Annotated in this window: 18 protein-coding genes; 9 read left to right on the top strand and 9 right to left on the bottom strand. The window is 65.0% G+C overall.

What is annotated here, in order from left to right:
* Nucleotides 1–17: 17 nt before the first annotated feature.
* Both queG and CK218_RS07845 read right to left on the bottom strand, forming a co-directional pair.
* Nucleotides 18–1,175, bottom strand: a complete 1,158-nt coding sequence (gene queG / locus CK218_RS07850; RefSeq protein ID WP_095827356.1) for a tRNA epoxyqueuosine(34) reductase QueG — start codon at nucleotides 1,173–1,175, stop codon at nucleotides 18–20.
* Complete coding sequence (locus CK218_RS07845) at nucleotides 1,156–1,848, bottom strand: glutathione S-transferase family protein (RefSeq protein WP_067003220.1); 693 nt, start codon at nucleotides 1,846–1,848, stop codon at nucleotides 1,156–1,158. The genes queG and CK218_RS07845 overlap by 20 nt, the downstream gene beginning before the upstream one ends.
* Before the next feature lie 160 nt (nucleotides 1,849–2,008).
* Here CK218_RS07845 and CK218_RS07840 point away from each other — a divergent pair, with 160 nt between their 5' ends.
* Entirely contained in the window at nucleotides 2,009–2,815 is an 807-nt protein-coding gene (locus CK218_RS07840) for an undecaprenyl-diphosphate phosphatase (RefSeq protein WP_095827355.1), read from the top strand.
* A gap of 34 nt (nucleotides 2,816–2,849) precedes the next feature.
* Here the strand turns inward: CK218_RS07840 and CK218_RS07835 are convergent, their stop codons facing one another.
* The gene (locus CK218_RS07835) at nucleotides 2,850–3,227 is read right to left on the bottom strand and encodes a YraN family protein (protein WP_067003215.1); all 378 of its coding nucleotides are present in this window, start codon (nucleotides 3,225–3,227) and stop codon (nucleotides 2,850–2,852) included.
* Nucleotides 3,220–4,116: a 16S rRNA (cytidine(1402)-2'-O)-methyltransferase gene (gene rsmI, locus CK218_RS07830; protein WP_095827354.1), complete on the bottom strand. Its 897-nt coding sequence runs from the start codon at nucleotides 4,114–4,116 to the stop codon at nucleotides 3,220–3,222. The genes CK218_RS07835 and rsmI overlap by 8 nt, the downstream gene beginning before the upstream one ends.
* Nucleotides 4,117–4,269: 153 nt before the next feature.
* Between rsmI and CK218_RS07825 the strand changes: the two genes are divergently transcribed.
* Complete coding sequence (locus CK218_RS07825; protein ID WP_095776777.1) at nucleotides 4,270–4,467, top strand: hypothetical protein; 198 nt, start codon at nucleotides 4,270–4,272, stop codon at nucleotides 4,465–4,467.
* Between the two features lie 7 nt (nucleotides 4,468–4,474).
* Entirely contained in the window at nucleotides 4,475–4,663 is a 189-nt protein-coding gene (locus CK218_RS07820) for a hypothetical protein (protein ID WP_067003209.1), read from the top strand.
* An 82-nt stretch (nucleotides 4,664–4,745) separates the two neighbouring features.
* Here the strand turns inward: CK218_RS07820 and CK218_RS07815 are convergent, their stop codons facing one another.
* From CK218_RS07815 to rph, 5 genes are all read right to left on the bottom strand, one after another.
* Nucleotides 4,746–5,069 (bottom strand): low molecular weight protein tyrosine phosphatase family protein, encoded by a 324-nt coding sequence (locus tag CK218_RS07815; protein WP_067003207.1) that lies wholly within the window; start codon nucleotides 5,067–5,069, stop codon nucleotides 4,746–4,748.
* Nucleotides 5,066–6,244 carry a radical SAM family heme chaperone HemW gene (gene hemW / locus CK218_RS07810; protein WP_067003205.1) on the bottom strand — a complete coding sequence of 393 codons (1,179 nt, stop codon included), beginning with the start codon at nucleotides 6,242–6,244 and terminating at the stop codon, nucleotides 5,066–5,068. Before hemW ends, CK218_RS07815 begins: the two co-directional genes overlap by 4 nt.
* Entirely contained in the window at nucleotides 6,241–6,918 is a 678-nt protein-coding gene (rdgB, locus tag CK218_RS07805) for an RdgB/HAM1 family non-canonical purine NTP pyrophosphatase (protein ID WP_095827353.1), read from the bottom strand. Before rdgB ends, hemW begins: the two co-directional genes overlap by 4 nt.
* Entirely contained in the window at nucleotides 6,918–7,328 is a 411-nt protein-coding gene (locus tag CK218_RS07800) for a VOC family protein (protein ID WP_095827352.1), read from the bottom strand. The genes rdgB and CK218_RS07800 overlap by 1 nt, the downstream gene beginning before the upstream one ends.
* Nucleotides 7,329–7,404: 76 nt before the next feature.
* Complete coding sequence (gene rph / locus CK218_RS07795; RefSeq protein ID WP_067003199.1) at nucleotides 7,405–8,121, bottom strand: ribonuclease PH; 717 nt, start codon at nucleotides 8,119–8,121, stop codon at nucleotides 7,405–7,407.
* Nucleotides 8,122–8,284: 163 nt separating this feature from the next.
* Between rph and hrcA the strand changes: the two genes are divergently transcribed.
* The 6 genes from hrcA (at nucleotide 8,285) to CK218_RS07765 (ending at nucleotide 14,031) form a co-directional block, all read left to right on the top strand.
* A complete protein-coding gene (gene hrcA / locus CK218_RS07790; RefSeq protein ID WP_095827351.1) occupies nucleotides 8,285–9,367 on the top strand; it encodes a heat-inducible transcriptional repressor HrcA in 1,083 nt (360 codons plus the stop codon).
* 31 nt (nucleotides 9,368–9,398) lie between these two features.
* Entirely contained in the window at nucleotides 9,399–9,596 is a 198-nt protein-coding gene (locus tag CK218_RS07785) for a hypothetical protein (protein WP_067003314.1), read from the top strand.
* Nucleotides 9,597–9,706: 110 nt separating this feature from the next.
* Complete coding sequence (locus CK218_RS07780; protein ID WP_095827350.1) at nucleotides 9,707–11,056, top strand: sorbosone dehydrogenase family protein; 1,350 nt, start codon at nucleotides 9,707–9,709, stop codon at nucleotides 11,054–11,056.
* Between the two features lie 112 nt (nucleotides 11,057–11,168).
* Entirely contained in the window at nucleotides 11,169–11,786 is a 618-nt protein-coding gene (locus tag CK218_RS07775; protein ID WP_095776782.1) for a LysE family translocator, read from the top strand.
* A gap of 187 nt (nucleotides 11,787–11,973) precedes the next feature.
* Nucleotides 11,974–12,954: a cysteine synthase A gene (gene cysK, locus CK218_RS07770; protein WP_095776783.1), complete on the top strand. Its 981-nt coding sequence runs from the start codon at nucleotides 11,974–11,976 to the stop codon at nucleotides 12,952–12,954.
* Between the two features lie 447 nt (nucleotides 12,955–13,401).
* Nucleotides 13,402–14,031, top strand: coding sequence for a glutathione S-transferase family protein (locus CK218_RS07765; RefSeq protein ID WP_095827349.1), 630 nt, complete (start codon nucleotides 13,402–13,404; stop codon nucleotides 14,029–14,031).
* Nucleotides 14,032–14,049: the final 18 nt, after the last annotated feature.

The raw sequence follows: 14,049 nt of genomic DNA, 5'->3' as shown, positions 1-14,049 counted from the left end.
CAATTAAATCCTCTTCTTCAATGGTCCTTTGCGGGAACCGGCAGCGCTGACAGCCATTCCTCGCGCACCGTTGCATCGCCTTCGGCCTGCAAGGCCGATGCGGCGAGCTCCGCAAAATCGCGCCGCTCCATCAGTCGCGATAGCGCCCATACTGCCGCACCCCGCACCAGGGGCGAGCCGTCGTCGATTAGGCCGCGCGCGACCGGCGTCAGCGAAGCATCGCCCGAATTGCCGGCGGCGATCAGCGCGTTGCGGATGAAACGGTCGCGGCCGATGCGCTTGATTGGCGAGCCCGAGAAAAAGGAGCGGAACGTCGCATCGTCGAGCAACAGCAGGTCCGACAGCCGCGGCTCGCGCAGATCTTCGCGAGCGGCAAGCTTGGCCTCGGCGGCGACGCTGGCGAATTTATTCCACGGACACACGGCGAGGCAGTCGTCGCAGCCATAGATGCGGTTGCCGATCGCCTCGCGAAATTCGCGCGGGATCGGCCCCTTGTTCTCGATGGTGAGGTAGGAGATGCAACGCCGCGCATCGAGCCGGTAGGGCGCCGGGAAGGCATCGGTCGGGCAGATGTCGAGGCAGGCGCGGCAGGAGCCGCAATGGTCGATCTCGGCTTTGTCCGGCTCAAGCTCGGCCGTGGTGAAGATGGTGCCGAGGAACAGCCATGAGCCATGCTCGCGGCTCACCAGGTTGGTGTGCTTGCCCTGCCAGCCCAGCCCCGCGGCTTCGGCAAGCGGCTTTTCCATCACCGGCGCCGTGTCGACGAAGACCTTCACGTCGCCGCCGGCGCGCGCGACGATCTTGCCCGCGATTTCCTTCAGCCGACCTTTCATCACATCGTGATAGTCGCGATTTTGCGCGTAGACCGAGATCGCGCCGCGATCGTGTTTGTCGAGGACATTGCGCGGATCCCGGTCCGGACCGTAGTTCATGGCGAGCACTATGATCGAACGCACTTCCGGCCACAGCGTCGAAGGCTCGGCGCGCCGACCGATCGTCTCGGCGATCCAGTCCATCGAGCCGTGAAATCCCTCGGCGACAAACTCGGCCAGGCGCGCGGGAGCCAGCGGGATCGCGTCCGGCCGGGTGACGGCAACGGCGTCGAAGCCGGCGCGGCGCGCCTCCGCGTCGATCAGCGCGCGCAGCTTCGTCGTGTCAGAAATCGAGGTCCGCATAATGCGATACCGGCGACAGGCCGCGCACGCGATCGGTGAGCAGCGGCCGGAACGACGGCCGTGATTTCACGCGAGTATACCATTCGCGCGCCGCCGCGTGCTCGCGCCAGTCGATCTCGCCGAGATAGTCGAGCACGGAAAGCGTCGCGGCCGCGGCGAGGTCGGCATAGGTCACCTTGTTGCCGGCCAGCCAATGACGCGTGCCCGCCAGCCAGTTGGTGTATTTCATGTGCTGGCGGATGTTGGCGCGCGCGGCGCGGATCGCGCCCGAATCGGGTGAGCCGCCGCCCGCCGTCTCCGGCATCACCGGCTTCAGCACCCGCTCGCGCACCAGATGGCGGGTGACCTCGCTTTCGGCCTTGCTGAGATACCAGTCGGTCAGTCGCCGGATTTCGGCGCGCTGCATCGGGTCCTCGGCAAACAGCCGCCTGTCGCGCTTCAGCACCCCGCGTGTCTCGTCAAGATATTCGGCAATGACCATGGCGCCGACGATTGGCACATCGCCTTCGGCCAGCAGGATCGGCAGCGTGCCGGCCGGATTGAGCGCCAGAAACTCCTTGCGCCGGGTCCAGGGTTTCTCCTCGATCAAGGCCAGCTCCTCGCCATACTCGCCGAAGGCGAGGCGGACGAACCGGCAGGTGGCGAACATCGGGTGGTGAAAAAGCGTCAGCATGGTTCCGCGATGATAGGGCGCACTGGCAAATTGGTGTGAGCGCCGGTAAGTCTTGGCGGCCCGATTCCAGGGACTGTCATGTGTTGCGACCTATAGGGGCACTTCCGCGCCATGACAAGCAAGCCCTTCCCCTTAGCCGTCACTCGAAGCAGAGGTTGCCATGGAAAGCCAGACCATCGTCGAAGCACTGCTGCTTGGGCTGATCGAGGGCCTGACCGAATTCATCCCGGTCTCGTCGACCGGTCACATCCTGCTCGCCGGCCATTTCCTCGGCTTCCATTCGACCGGCAAGGCCTTCGAGATTCTGATCCAGCTCGGCGCGATCCTCGCGATCTTGAGCGTCTACTTCCGCCGCCTCTGGAAGATGCTGCTCGAACTGCCGCATGACCGTCTGACAAGGCATTTCGCCATCGGCATCCTCATCGCCTTCCTGCCGGCCGCGCTCATCGGCGCGCTGGCGCATGACTTCATCAAGACCTTCCTGTTCGAATCGCCGCGCCTGATCTGCATCATGCTGGTCATCGGCGGCGTGGTGCTGCTCGCCGTCGACCGCATGAACCTGAAGCCCGTCTACCGCGATGTCGAGCGCTTCCCGACCAGGCTTTATCTGCAGATCGGCCTGTTCCAGTGTCTGTCGCTGATACCCGGCACCTCGCGCTCCGGCTCGACCATCGTCGGCGCGCTGCTCTTGGGCGTCGACAAGCGCGCGGCGGCGGAGTTTTCCTTCTTCCTCGCCATGCCGACCATGGTCGGCGCCTTCGCCTTCGATCTGTTCAAGAACCGCAACGTGCTGACCTCGGCCGACCTGCCGATCATTGCCGTCGGCTTCATCGCCGCCTTCGTCACCGCGCTCTTCGTGGTGCGCTTCCTGCTCGATTACGTCTCGCGCAGGGGCTATTCGCTGTTCGGCTGGTGGCGGCTGGTGGTTGGCGGGCTCGGACTGGTGGCGCTGATGATCTGGGGGTGAGCTTACCCTCCCATGAGTTGGGAAGGTAAGCCTCTCAATTCCGCCCGTAAAACGCATTCTCGACATGCACCGGCCAGCGCCAGGGCAGCACCGCCACCATGTCGAAGCGTACCGACAGCCGGCCATAGTCCGGCTGTCGCGACAGCCAGAGGTCGGCGGCACCCTCGATGCGCCGTTCCGAGGCGTGGGCGATCGCTTCCATCGCCTCCATCAGTGTCCGCCGCGCCTTGACCTCGACGAACAGTACAAGGTCGCCGCGCCTGGCGATCAGGTCGATCTCGCCGAGCTTTGTGCGATGGCGGCGCGCAAGGATGCGATAACCCTTCAGCATTAGCGCCAGCGCCGCCAGCCATTCGCCGCGATGGCCGCGCCGATAGGCTTTTCGCCGATAAACGACGGTGCGCTCAGCCACCGCCGTCCGCCTTCAGCTCGATCAGCCGGCGGTAGAGCGCCTGTTTCTGGCCACCGGTCATTTTCGCCGCTTCCGCCGCCGCTTTGGAGGCCGGCATTTCGGCGGCTAAAGACAACAGCAGCCGGTCGATGTCGGCCGGCTGGTCCTCGGCCGCCTCCGGCGGGCCGACGCAGACCACGATTTCGCCTTTGGGCGTCTCGGCCGCCGCGTAGTGATCGGCAAGCTCTCCGAGCGTCCCCGTTCGCATCTCCTCGAACGCCTTGGTCAGCTCGCGGCCGATCGCCGCTTTGCGCGCTCCGCCAAGCACTTGCACCATCGCAGCAAGCGTCTCGGCCAGCCGGCGCGGCGATTCATAGAAGATGAGCGTCGCCGGCACCTGCCTGAAGCTTTCGAGCTTGGTGAGCCTCTGGCCCGCCTTGGCCGGCAAGAAGCCGGCGAACAGAAAGGCGTCGGAAGGCAGGCCGGAAGCGGTCAGCGCGGCAAGCGCCGCCGACGGTCCGGGCACCGGAATAACGCGTATGCCGCGCTCCAGCGCCTCGCCGACCAGCCGGTAGCCCGGATCGGAAACCAGCGGCGTGCCGGCATCCGAGATCAGCGCCACGCTTTGTTCGGCAGCGAGCGACTCGATCAGCCTCGGCCCGGCCTCGGCCGCATTGTGCTCGTGATAGGCCGTGGTGCGCCGGCGAATGCCGTAGCGTTCGAGCAGCACGCGCGAGACGCGGGTGTCCTCGCAGGCAACGATGTCGGCGCCGGCCAGCGTCTCCAGCGCTCGCAGCGTGACATCGGCGAGATTGCCAATCGGCGTCGCCACCAGATAGAGCGCCGGCTCCAGCGGCCGCGCCGCAATTTCGGTCTGCCCGATTACATAGCTGCGTTTGTCGCCGGTCAATTGAGGCCCTCCCCACGCGCCACTGTTTGCCACGGCTGATCTGCGGTTGCAAAACGTGATGGCGATGCAAGGGAATCGCCATGCCTTTGCCACGATGCGGAACCAAACCGCACAAGGCGGATTTTACCCCTGATTCCCGAGGAGGAGGACAGGATGGACAGCCTGATCATTCAAGACGCTTTCACGCCCTATTATTCGGGCTGCAAGCGCTTTGCCGGATCGGAGAAGGTTGCCGGTTCGGAGAATCGGGAACCCTCCGCCAGGACAAAGGACAAGGAAGCGATGAAGCCGCTTCCAAGCCCCGCGGTTCAAGACGCCTCGACCGAAACCGAAAGCACGACGGAGCACTGACCGGACGATGCCCAATCGCTTCGACATTTTCATCACACGACTCGAAAGCAAGACCGCCCGCGAGGGCATTCCTTCCCATCCGATCGCCGCCCAGCACGGGAACCGCCGCGACAAGACCGACCTGAAGCAAGGCCGCTCCGGCGACGCGCATGCGGAAAAGGATCGCGGGAAGCAGCGTCAGAAGCACGACGCCTAGAGCAGCTGCGACGCTTCGCGATCTCTCGCCTCATCCCAGGCGGAGCGAGGAACGAAGCGCCATGCTTGGCGCCTGACGCCATTCAGCCCAGATATTTAGTGACCTTCGCCTCGAGCAGCCGCACCAGTTCCGGATCCATGAACGCATAGTTGTCCGGGATGTCGAGGCAGATCACCCGTGCCCGCATCAAGCTTGACCGGAACTTCTTCTGCAGCTTGACGCGATGCGCCTTCTCCATGACGAAGATGATCTCGGCCCACGCGACCAGCTCATGCGTCAGCGGGTTGTCCGCGTCGTGATTGGTGCCGGCCGATTCGACCTCGAGGTCGCGGCGCCTGGAAAACACCTGCTCGGCGGTGGGGCTGCGCAGGCGGTTCTGGCTGCAGACGAAGAGAACCTTTTTCACCGCGCGAGGTCTGCCACCACCGCATCGAGCACGATCATGCCGGCGGTCGTGGCGCGGAGGCGGGCGTTGCCGACCGGCGCCACCAGCCCCTCTTCCTGCAGCACCGACAATCGGTCGCTCGCCAGACTACGCCCGGCAAGCGTCTCGTAGCGCTGGAGGTCGATGCCCTCGGCCAGCCGCAGCCCCATCAATAGGAACTCGTCGGCTTCTTCGGCGCGCGTCAGCACCTCGCCGCCGGTGACGCCATGGCTCCTGGCTTCGACCAGGTTGGCCCAGGTCTCAGGCATCTTTTCCGCGACCGTCACGGTACGGCGGCCGTTCTCGACGAAGCGGCCATGCGCGCCGGGTCCGACGCCGACATATTCGCCGTAGCGCCAATAAGTCAGGTTGTGCCGGCTTTCCGCGCCCGGCCGCGCGTGGTTGGAGATTTCGTAGGCCGGAAGCCCGTGCGCCGCGGTCACCTCCTGCGTCAGCGCGTAGAGGTCGGCGGCATGGTCGTTGTCGGGCAGGACGAATTTTCGCGCTGAGTGGAGTGCATGGAACGGCGTGCCCTCCTCGATCGTGAGCTGATAGAGCGACAGGTGGTCGGCGGCGTGGCCGATCGCTTCCTCAAGCTCTGAAGCCCAAGCCTCGGGCGTCTGGCCGGGCCGCGCATAGATCAGGTCGAAGGAGAGCCGCGGAAAGATTTCCCGCGCCAGCCCGATGGCGTGCAGCGCCTCCTCGACATTGTGCAGCCGGCCGAGGAAGCGCAGGTCCTTGTCGTTCAGCGCCTGCACGCCGAGCGAGACACGGTTGACGCCGGCCGCCCGATAACCGCGGAAGCGCTCCGCCTCGACCGAGGACGGATTGGCCTCCAGCGTCACCTCGATCCCGGCAGGCACCGTCCAGTTCTTCGCTACGGCTTCCAGAACCGCTGACACCGTTTCCGGCTTCATCAGCGACGGCGTGCCGCCGCCGAGGAAGACGCTGGTCACCTCGCGCGGCCCGGTGCGGGCGCGCATGGTCTTCAGCTCCGTCTCGAAGGCCCGCGCAAAACGCTCCTGGTCGACCGGCTGGTGGCGAACGTGGCTGTTGAAGTCGCAGTAAGGGCATTTGGCCGCGCAGAACGGCCAATGAATATAGACGCCGAAGCCGGGGCTGCGGTCGAGCGGCATGGTCTGGCCTGTCCCAATCATTTTGACCTGAGCCGCGCCAGATCCAGCCGCGCCAAATCCAAGCGGGCCTGGGCAAACTTCTGGAAGGCGCGGGCGCGGTGCGACAGGGCTGTTGCCTGGCCGGGCTTCCAGCCATGCTTTTGCTCGGCGCTCATCTCGCCAAAAGTCTTGGCGAAGCCGTTGGGCAGGAACACCGGATCGTAGCCGAAGCCGAGCGTGCCGCGCGGCGGCCAGACCAGCGTGCCTTCGGCCTCGCCGCGGTAATATTCGGCCTCGCCATCGGGAAAGGCGAGGCAAATGACGGCGACGAAACGGCCGGTGCGCTGCGCCGGCTCGGTCGCGCCGACCTCCTGCAACGCCACTTCGGTGCGCTGCATGGCCATGCCAAAATCGCGTGTGCCGTCCGCCGTCTCGGCCCAGTTGGCTGTGTAGACGCCGGGCGCCCCGTCGAGCGCGTCGACGCAGAGCCCCGAATCGTCCGACAGCGCCGGCAGGCCGGTGGCCTTGGCCGCGGCATAGGCCTTGATATAGGCATTCTCCTCGAAGGTCGTGCCGGTCTCGTCCGGTTCCGGCAGGCCGTATTCCTTGGCCGACTTCGCCTCGAAGCCGAACGGGGCCATCAAGTCGGCGAATTCGCGCAGCTTGCCTTCATTGTGGCTGGCGACGACGATCTTTTGTCCGTTCAAAGAATGCATCAGAGACCCCAGATCCTTGGTTCGGCGAACTCGATCGAATTGCCCGAAGGGTCGCGGATATAGATCGAATGTCCGCCTTGCGGCCATTCGAAATCGCTTTCGATGGCGATGTTCTTGGCCGCCAGATGCTTGCGCCATTCGGCGATCTCGGCCGCAGTCGCGGTGAAGCAAAGATGCCCTTCGCCGACCGTGCCGTGCGGCGGCACCTTCAGCTTGGCGTCGGGCGCCGGCGGAATTTTCGTCGCCTCGGCATTGAAGATGAGCAGCACGCCGTTGCCGCAGCGGAAGAAGACGTGGCGGCCTTCGACCTTGCCCAGCGGATCCAGGCCGAGGATGTCGCGGTAGAAGGCTTCGGCAGCGGTTAGATCTGTGACGTAGAGCGCTGATTCCAGAATCGCGGAGGGAGTCACGAGGCGCCCCCCTCTGCCCTGTCGAGCAGATGGCCGGCAGGCCAGAGGGGGGTGCCTAGGCTCGGCATTCGAAAACCTACGCCACCGCCATCTGCTGCAGGCTGACCAGCCGAGAAATACCCTTCTTGGCCAGTCCCATCAGTGCCGAAAACTGCTCTTCGGAGAAGGGCTCGCCTTCCGCCGTGCCTTGGATCTCGACGATGCCGCCCTTGCCGGTCATGACGAAATTGGCGTCGGTGCCGGCCGAGGAATCCTCGAGATAATCGAGATCGATGACCGGCTGTCCGTCATGGATGCCGCAGGAGATCGCCGCGACATGGTCCTTGAGCACCTTGGAAACGCTGGCCATCTGGCGCGCTTCCATCCAGCGCAGGCAATCGTATAGCGCCACCCAGCCGCCGGTGATCGAGGCGGTGCGGGTGCCGCCGTCGGCCTGGATAACGTCGCAGTCGACGGTGATCTGCTGTTCGCCCAGGGCCTGCAGGTCGACAACGGCGCGCAACGAACGACCGATCAGCCGCTGGATCTCCAGCGTGCGGCCGCCCTGCTTGCCGGCGGAAGCCTCGCGGCGCATCCGCTCGCCCGTCGAGCGCGGCAGCATGCCGTATTCGGCCGTAACCCAGCCCTTGCCGGAATTGCGCATCCAGGCCGGCACCTTTTCCTCCAGGCTCGCCGTGCACAGCACATGCGTGTCGCCGAACTTCACCAGGCACGAGCCTTCGGCATGCTTGGAGACGCCGCGCTCGAAGGAGATGGCGCGCATTTCGTCGGGCTGGCGTTTGGAGGGGCGCATTCGGCCTTCTTTCCTTGGTTTTGGATTCGTCGGCGGCTTGTAGACGCATGCGACGGATGGCGCAAAGGAAAAGGGCGCCAAGGAAACGGCGCAAGCGAAAATGGCCCGGGTTGCGCCAGGGAGGCTTAAGTCTATATCTTTCGATAGGAGGTTTTTCGCTGGAATGAACAAGGCAGTCGATCCCGCATCGCAGCCGCCCGTGTTTCAGTCGCTCGACATGCGCTCGCGCGACATCTTCCGGCGGATTGTCGATTCCTATCTGCGCGACGGCGAGCCGGTCGGCTCGCGCAGCCTGTCGCGCATCCTGCCGTCGTCGCTGTCACCGGCCACCATCCGCAACGTGATGAGCGACCTTGAGCATCTGGGGCTGATCTACGCGCCGCATATCTCGGCCGGGCGCCTGCCGACCCAGACCGGCCTGCGCTTCTTCGTCGATGCCTTCATGGAGCTCGGCGATCTGTCGGACGACGAGCGCCGCGTCATCGAGGCGCAGGTGCGTGCCTCGGGCTCGGGCGCGACGCTGGAGCATATGCTGACAGAGGCCAGCCAGATGCTCTCCGGCATGTCGCGCGGCGCCGGCCTGGTGCTCGCCGCCAAGAACGAGGTGGCTCTGAAGCACATCGAGTTCATCCAGTTGGAACCCACCAAGGCGCTCGCCGTCCTCGTGTCGCAGAGCGGCGATGTCGAGAACCGCGTTGTCGACCTGCCTGCCGGTATCACCGTCTCGCAGCTGCACGAGGCCTCGAACTTCCTCAACGCCCATATCCGCGGCCGCACGCTGGCCGAGGCCCGGGTCGAGATCGCGCGCATCAAGGACGAGACCAGGGCGGCTCTCGACACGCTGTCGCAGGAACTGGTCGAGAAGGGCCTCGCGGTCTGGGCCGGCGCCGAAAGCGGCCTGCCGGCGCGCCTCATCGTGCGCGGCCGCGCCAATCTTCTGGAAAACGTCACCGCCCAGGCCGATCTCGAATTGCTGCGCCATCTGTTCGAGGATCTGGAAACGCAGGACGGACTGCTGCAGCTCCTCGATCTCGCCGAGGACGGTCCGGGCGTGCGCATCTTCATCGGCTCGGAGAACAAGTTGTTCTCGCTGTCCGGTTCCTCGCTCGTGGTCGCGCCCTATCGCGACAAGGATGCACGCGTCGTCGGCGCGCTCGGCGTCATCGGCCCGACGCGATTGAACTATGCCCGCATCGTCCCGATGGTCGACTATACGGCCCAGTTGATTTCGCGCATGTTGAGGTAGGCGAGCGGGAAACGTCGCAAGGAGGGTGGAAATGGCGCTGGAATCGTTCAAGGCCCAGATCAGCCTGCTGCTCGAGGAGATGGTGAACCAGCCGGAAGACGATCACGAGATCCAGGAGCTACTGCGCGAGAAGCTCAGGGAAATGCGCGCCATGGGCCTGCCGCTGCCGGCCGATCTGGTCGCGCTGGAAAAGCAGCTCGACGACGATCTGGATATCGAAGAGAGCTGAACTGCCGGCGCTTCCCGTCAAAATTTGCATGCCCGGCTTCTCTTTTGGAGAGCCTGCCCGATATTCGCTGTCTGGTTGCTGATGCACGATGGCGAATAACGGAGAACAGCATGATACGCATTGCCGGCCTTGCCGCCCTCGCCTTGCTCCTGGTCTCCGGCGCCGTCGCGCAGCAGGCCGACCAGCCCCTGCTCACCGGCAAAAAGGCCTTCGGTGACTGGAAGGCCGACCGGCCCGGCGTGCGGCGCCTCATCAGGCCCGACGATCTCCCGAAGCCGAATGTCGCCGAATCCGCCTCGAACGGCGGCGGTGTCACCGATCGCCCCGAGGATGCCAAGCCAGCCCTTCCACCCGGCTTTTCGGCCGAGCTGGTGGCTTCGGGCATCAGCAGCCCGCGTGTCGTGCGCACGGCGCCGAACGGCGATCTCTTCGTCGCCGACAGCAGGGCGAACCAGGTCCGCGTCTATCGACTGGCCGAAGGCAGCGCCAAGCCCGCCGAGAAGTCGGTCTTTGCCAAAGGCCTGACCCGGCCCTACGGCATCGCCTTCTATCCGCCGGGCGACAAGCCGCAATGGGTCTATGTCGCCAACAGCAACAGCGTCGTCCGCTTTGCCTATCGCGACGGCGACCTCAAAGCTTCGGGCAAGCCCGAAACGATCGTCTCGGACATCCCGTCGAGCCATCACTGGACGCGCGACATCGCTTTTTCGCCCGACGGCAAGACGCTCTATCTCTCGGTCGGCTCGGGCTCGAATACCGCAGAGGGCATGGGAGCGAGGCCGAAGGGCGGCGTCGAAGAATGGGCGAGATCGGCACCGCTCGGCGCTACCTGGGGCGCGGAGGAAGGCCGAGCGGATGTGCTCGCTTTCGATCCTGACGGCAAGAACCGCAGGATGGTCGCCACCGGCCTGCGCAACTGCTCGGGCATGACGGTGCAGCCGGCCACGGGCGCGCTCTGGTGCGTCGTCAACGAACGCGACGAGCTCGGCGACAACGTGCCTTTCGAATATGCGACCGCCGTCAAGGAGGGAGCCTTCTATGGCTGGCCCTGGTACTATATCGGCGACAACGAGGATCCGCGCCACAAAGGCGCGCGGCCCGATCTCGCCGGCAAGGTCACGGTGCCGGACGTGCTGATCCAGGCACATTCGGCGCCGCTCAACATCGCCTTTTACGAGGGCGGCAACTTCCCGGCCGACTATAAGAGCGACGCCTTCGTCACCCTGCACGGCTCGTGGAACCGCAATGTCCGCACCGGCTACAAGGTGGTGCGGCTGAAGTTCAAGGACGGCAAGCCGACCGGCGAGTATGAGGATTTCGCCACCGGCTTCGTCATCGCGGACGATGCGGTCTGGGGCCGGCCGGTCGGTGTCGCGGTGGCGAAGGATGGATCGCTGATCCTGACCGAGGACGGCAACGGCACGATATGGCGCGTCACCTACGGCGACGGCCGGTCCTGAAGCGGCGCTGGTGCAACCGAATCCGGCCGCAAGGCAATTAACGCCGCCCCGACGCCGTGGTAAGAGGCCGCCGCTCTGGATCGCGATCTCGGGATAGCGCTGGGTTCAAGCCATGACACTGACAGGATTTCTCGCCTACAGCGCCGCCCTCGGCGTCGCCGCCGCCATTCCGGGCCCCGGCGTGACTGCGCTTGTTGCCCGCGCGCTCGGCTCCGGCTTCCGTTCGTCGCTGGCTATGTCGTTCGGTCTCATGCTCGGCGACATTACCTACCTCACCGCCGTCGTGCTTGGCCTCGCCTTCGTCGCCCAGACCTTCGGCATGGTGTTTCTCGCCATCAAATGGGCGGGCGTCGCTTATCTCGCCTTCCTTGCCTGGCGCTTCTGGACGAGCGGCATCTCGCCCGAAACGGTCGAGGCGCGGAAGAGCAAGAGCGGCCTGGCGTCGAGCTTCATCGCCGGGCTGACGGTGACGCTCGGCAACCCGAAGACGATGATCTTCTATCTCGCCATCACGCCGACCATCGTCAATCTGAAGACGATCACGCCGGCCGACTACGGCATACTCGTCGCGCTGACCGTCGTCGTCCTGTTCGTGGTGCTGGTCCCCTATCTGGCGCTGGCTGCCAAGGCGCGCTGGTTCCTGAAGTCGCCGCGCGCGCTCAAGGTGCTGAACCGCACCGCCGCCGGCTTCATGATGGGAGCGGCAGCCGCCATCGCGGCCCGTCAATAGGCTGCATTCTCAACCGGCCCCCATTTCGGGGAAAGCATCCCCAAAACGGGCCGATCCGGAAAATGCATTCCGGCGCGGGGAGGTTTTCAGCAGCCGCCCCACTCGGATATTTTCGGCGGGCAGCCTATCTTGCGCGGCTGAAAGCCTTATTCTGTTTGCCTATGCCTTTGCCTTGGGAGCGAAACCAATGAACAAGCCCGTCACCTCCGCGCGTGTCCCCGGCCGCGGCCGCATCTTCAACTCGATCACCGAGACGATTGGAGACACGCCGCTGGTGCGGCTGGATAAATTCGCCAAGGAGAAGGGCATCGTCGCCAACCTGCTGGCCAAGCTCGAATTCTTCAACCCGATCGCCTCGGTCAAGGACCGCATCGGGGTCTCGATGATCGAGGCTCTGGAGGAGGCCGGCAAGATTGCGCCGGGCAAGACCACGCTGATCGAACCGACCTCCGGCAACACCGGCATCGCGCTGGCCTTCGCCGCCGCCGCCAAGGGTTACAAGCTGATCCTCACCATGCCGGAGACAATGTCGGTCGAACGTCGCAAGATGCTGGCGCTGCTCGGCGCCGAATTGGTGCTCACCGAAGGGCCGAAAGGCATGAAGGGCGCCATCGCCAAGGCCGACGAGCTTGCCGCGACGCTGCCCAACGCCATCATACCGCAGCAGTTCGAGAATCCGGCCAATCCGGAAATCCACCGCCGCACCACGGCGGAGGAGGTCTGGAACGACACCAATGGCGAGGTCGACATCTTCGTCGCCGGCATCGGCACCGGCGGCACGATCACCGGCGTCGGCCAGGTGCTGAAGAAGCGCAAGCCTTCGCTGCATGTGGTGGCAGTCGAGCCGGAAGCCTCGCCGGTGCTCTCCGGCGGCCAGCCCGGCCCGCACAAGATTCAAGGCATCGGCGCCGGCTTCGCGCCCAAGATCCTCGACACCACGATCTATGACGAGATCGTCAGGGTCTCGAACGAGGATTCGGTCGCCAATGCGCGCCTCGTCGCCCGCCTCGAAGGCGTGCCGGTCGGCATATCGTCGGGTGCCGCGCTGCAGGCGGCGATCGTCGTCGGCTCGCGGCCGGAAAACAAGGACAAGAACCTCGTCGTCGTCATTCCGTCCTTCGCCGAGCGCTATCTCTCGACGATCCTGTTCGACGGGCTGGGGGCCTAGGCGCTCATACCTCTAAGAATGGCTTCAGCCCCTCGCGGTCGTCATCCCAGGGCGAAGCAGGAGCGAAGCTCCGTCGCGTCGACCCTGGGAGTCATGCCGTGACGGTGGCCAGGAAATGCCACGGTTCAGAGTGGATACCATCTGTCTTATCAGAGATTAACGGAGCCGCTGTTCCTCCGCAGAATGAACCGCAACGCTTGTGACGTGGAGACGTCACGGGATTGATCCTCGGGTCTGCGCGCGTCGCTTCGCTCCTTGCTCCGCCCGCGGATGACGAAGTCGGGAACGCCACGGCCAATCTCAAGAGCTTGCGGCCAGCGGCGCTCCCGGGATGATGCAAGCTGGATCGCTCAAAAAGCGTCTGTGGCAAGCGGAGCCCGGCTTGAGGAAGGCGCCGCTTCCGGTTCAAATCGCCGCCGGCCTCGAATCGGCCGGCGGGAGGATTTTATGTACAAGCTTTACACGCGTCCCGGCAGCGGCGGCTTCGTCGTCGAGGCGGCCCTGGCCATGGCCGGCGCGCCTTTCCGGCAGATCGACGTGCCGAAAAAGGATCCGCCCGATCCGGCTTTCCTCGCCATCAGCCCGTTGAACCAGGTGCCGGCGCTGACATTGCCCGACGGTCGGTCGATGACCGAATCGGCCGCGATCTGCATCCTGCTCGCCGAGCGTCATCCAGAAGCGCATCTGGCGCCGCAAGCGGGCTCGCCGGCGCGCGCCGATTTCCTGCGCTGGATGGCCTTCATGTCGTCGGCGCTCTATCCCGCGATCCTGAGGCTCTATTACCCCCACCGGTACACGGCCGACGCCGATAGCGTGCAGGTGGTCAAGGAGGCGGCTATCGCGGAAATGGATCGCGGCTTTGCCATTGTCGACAGCGTGCTCGCCGGCCGTGAGTGGCTGGCCGGTGAGGAACTTTCGCTTGTCGACATCTATCTCGTGATGCTGGTGGCCTGGCATCCCGACACCACGAGCGCTCGCGTGGCCTGGCCGAACATCGAACGGCTGTGGGGCAAGTTGCGCCAGCATGCGATCATGCGGAAACTGAACCTTTCTCATGAGATGTGGCCGCAGGACTAGTTGCGAGAACTGGTGTCT

Origin of the sequence: Mesorhizobium sp. WSM3879 (assembly GCF_002294915.1) — a bacterium.
Classification (GTDB): Bacteria; Pseudomonadota; Alphaproteobacteria; order Rhizobiales; family Rhizobiaceae; genus Mesorhizobium.
The sequence above is the reverse complement of the archived record's forward strand: the minus strand, read 5'-3'. Positions and strand labels throughout refer to the sequence as shown.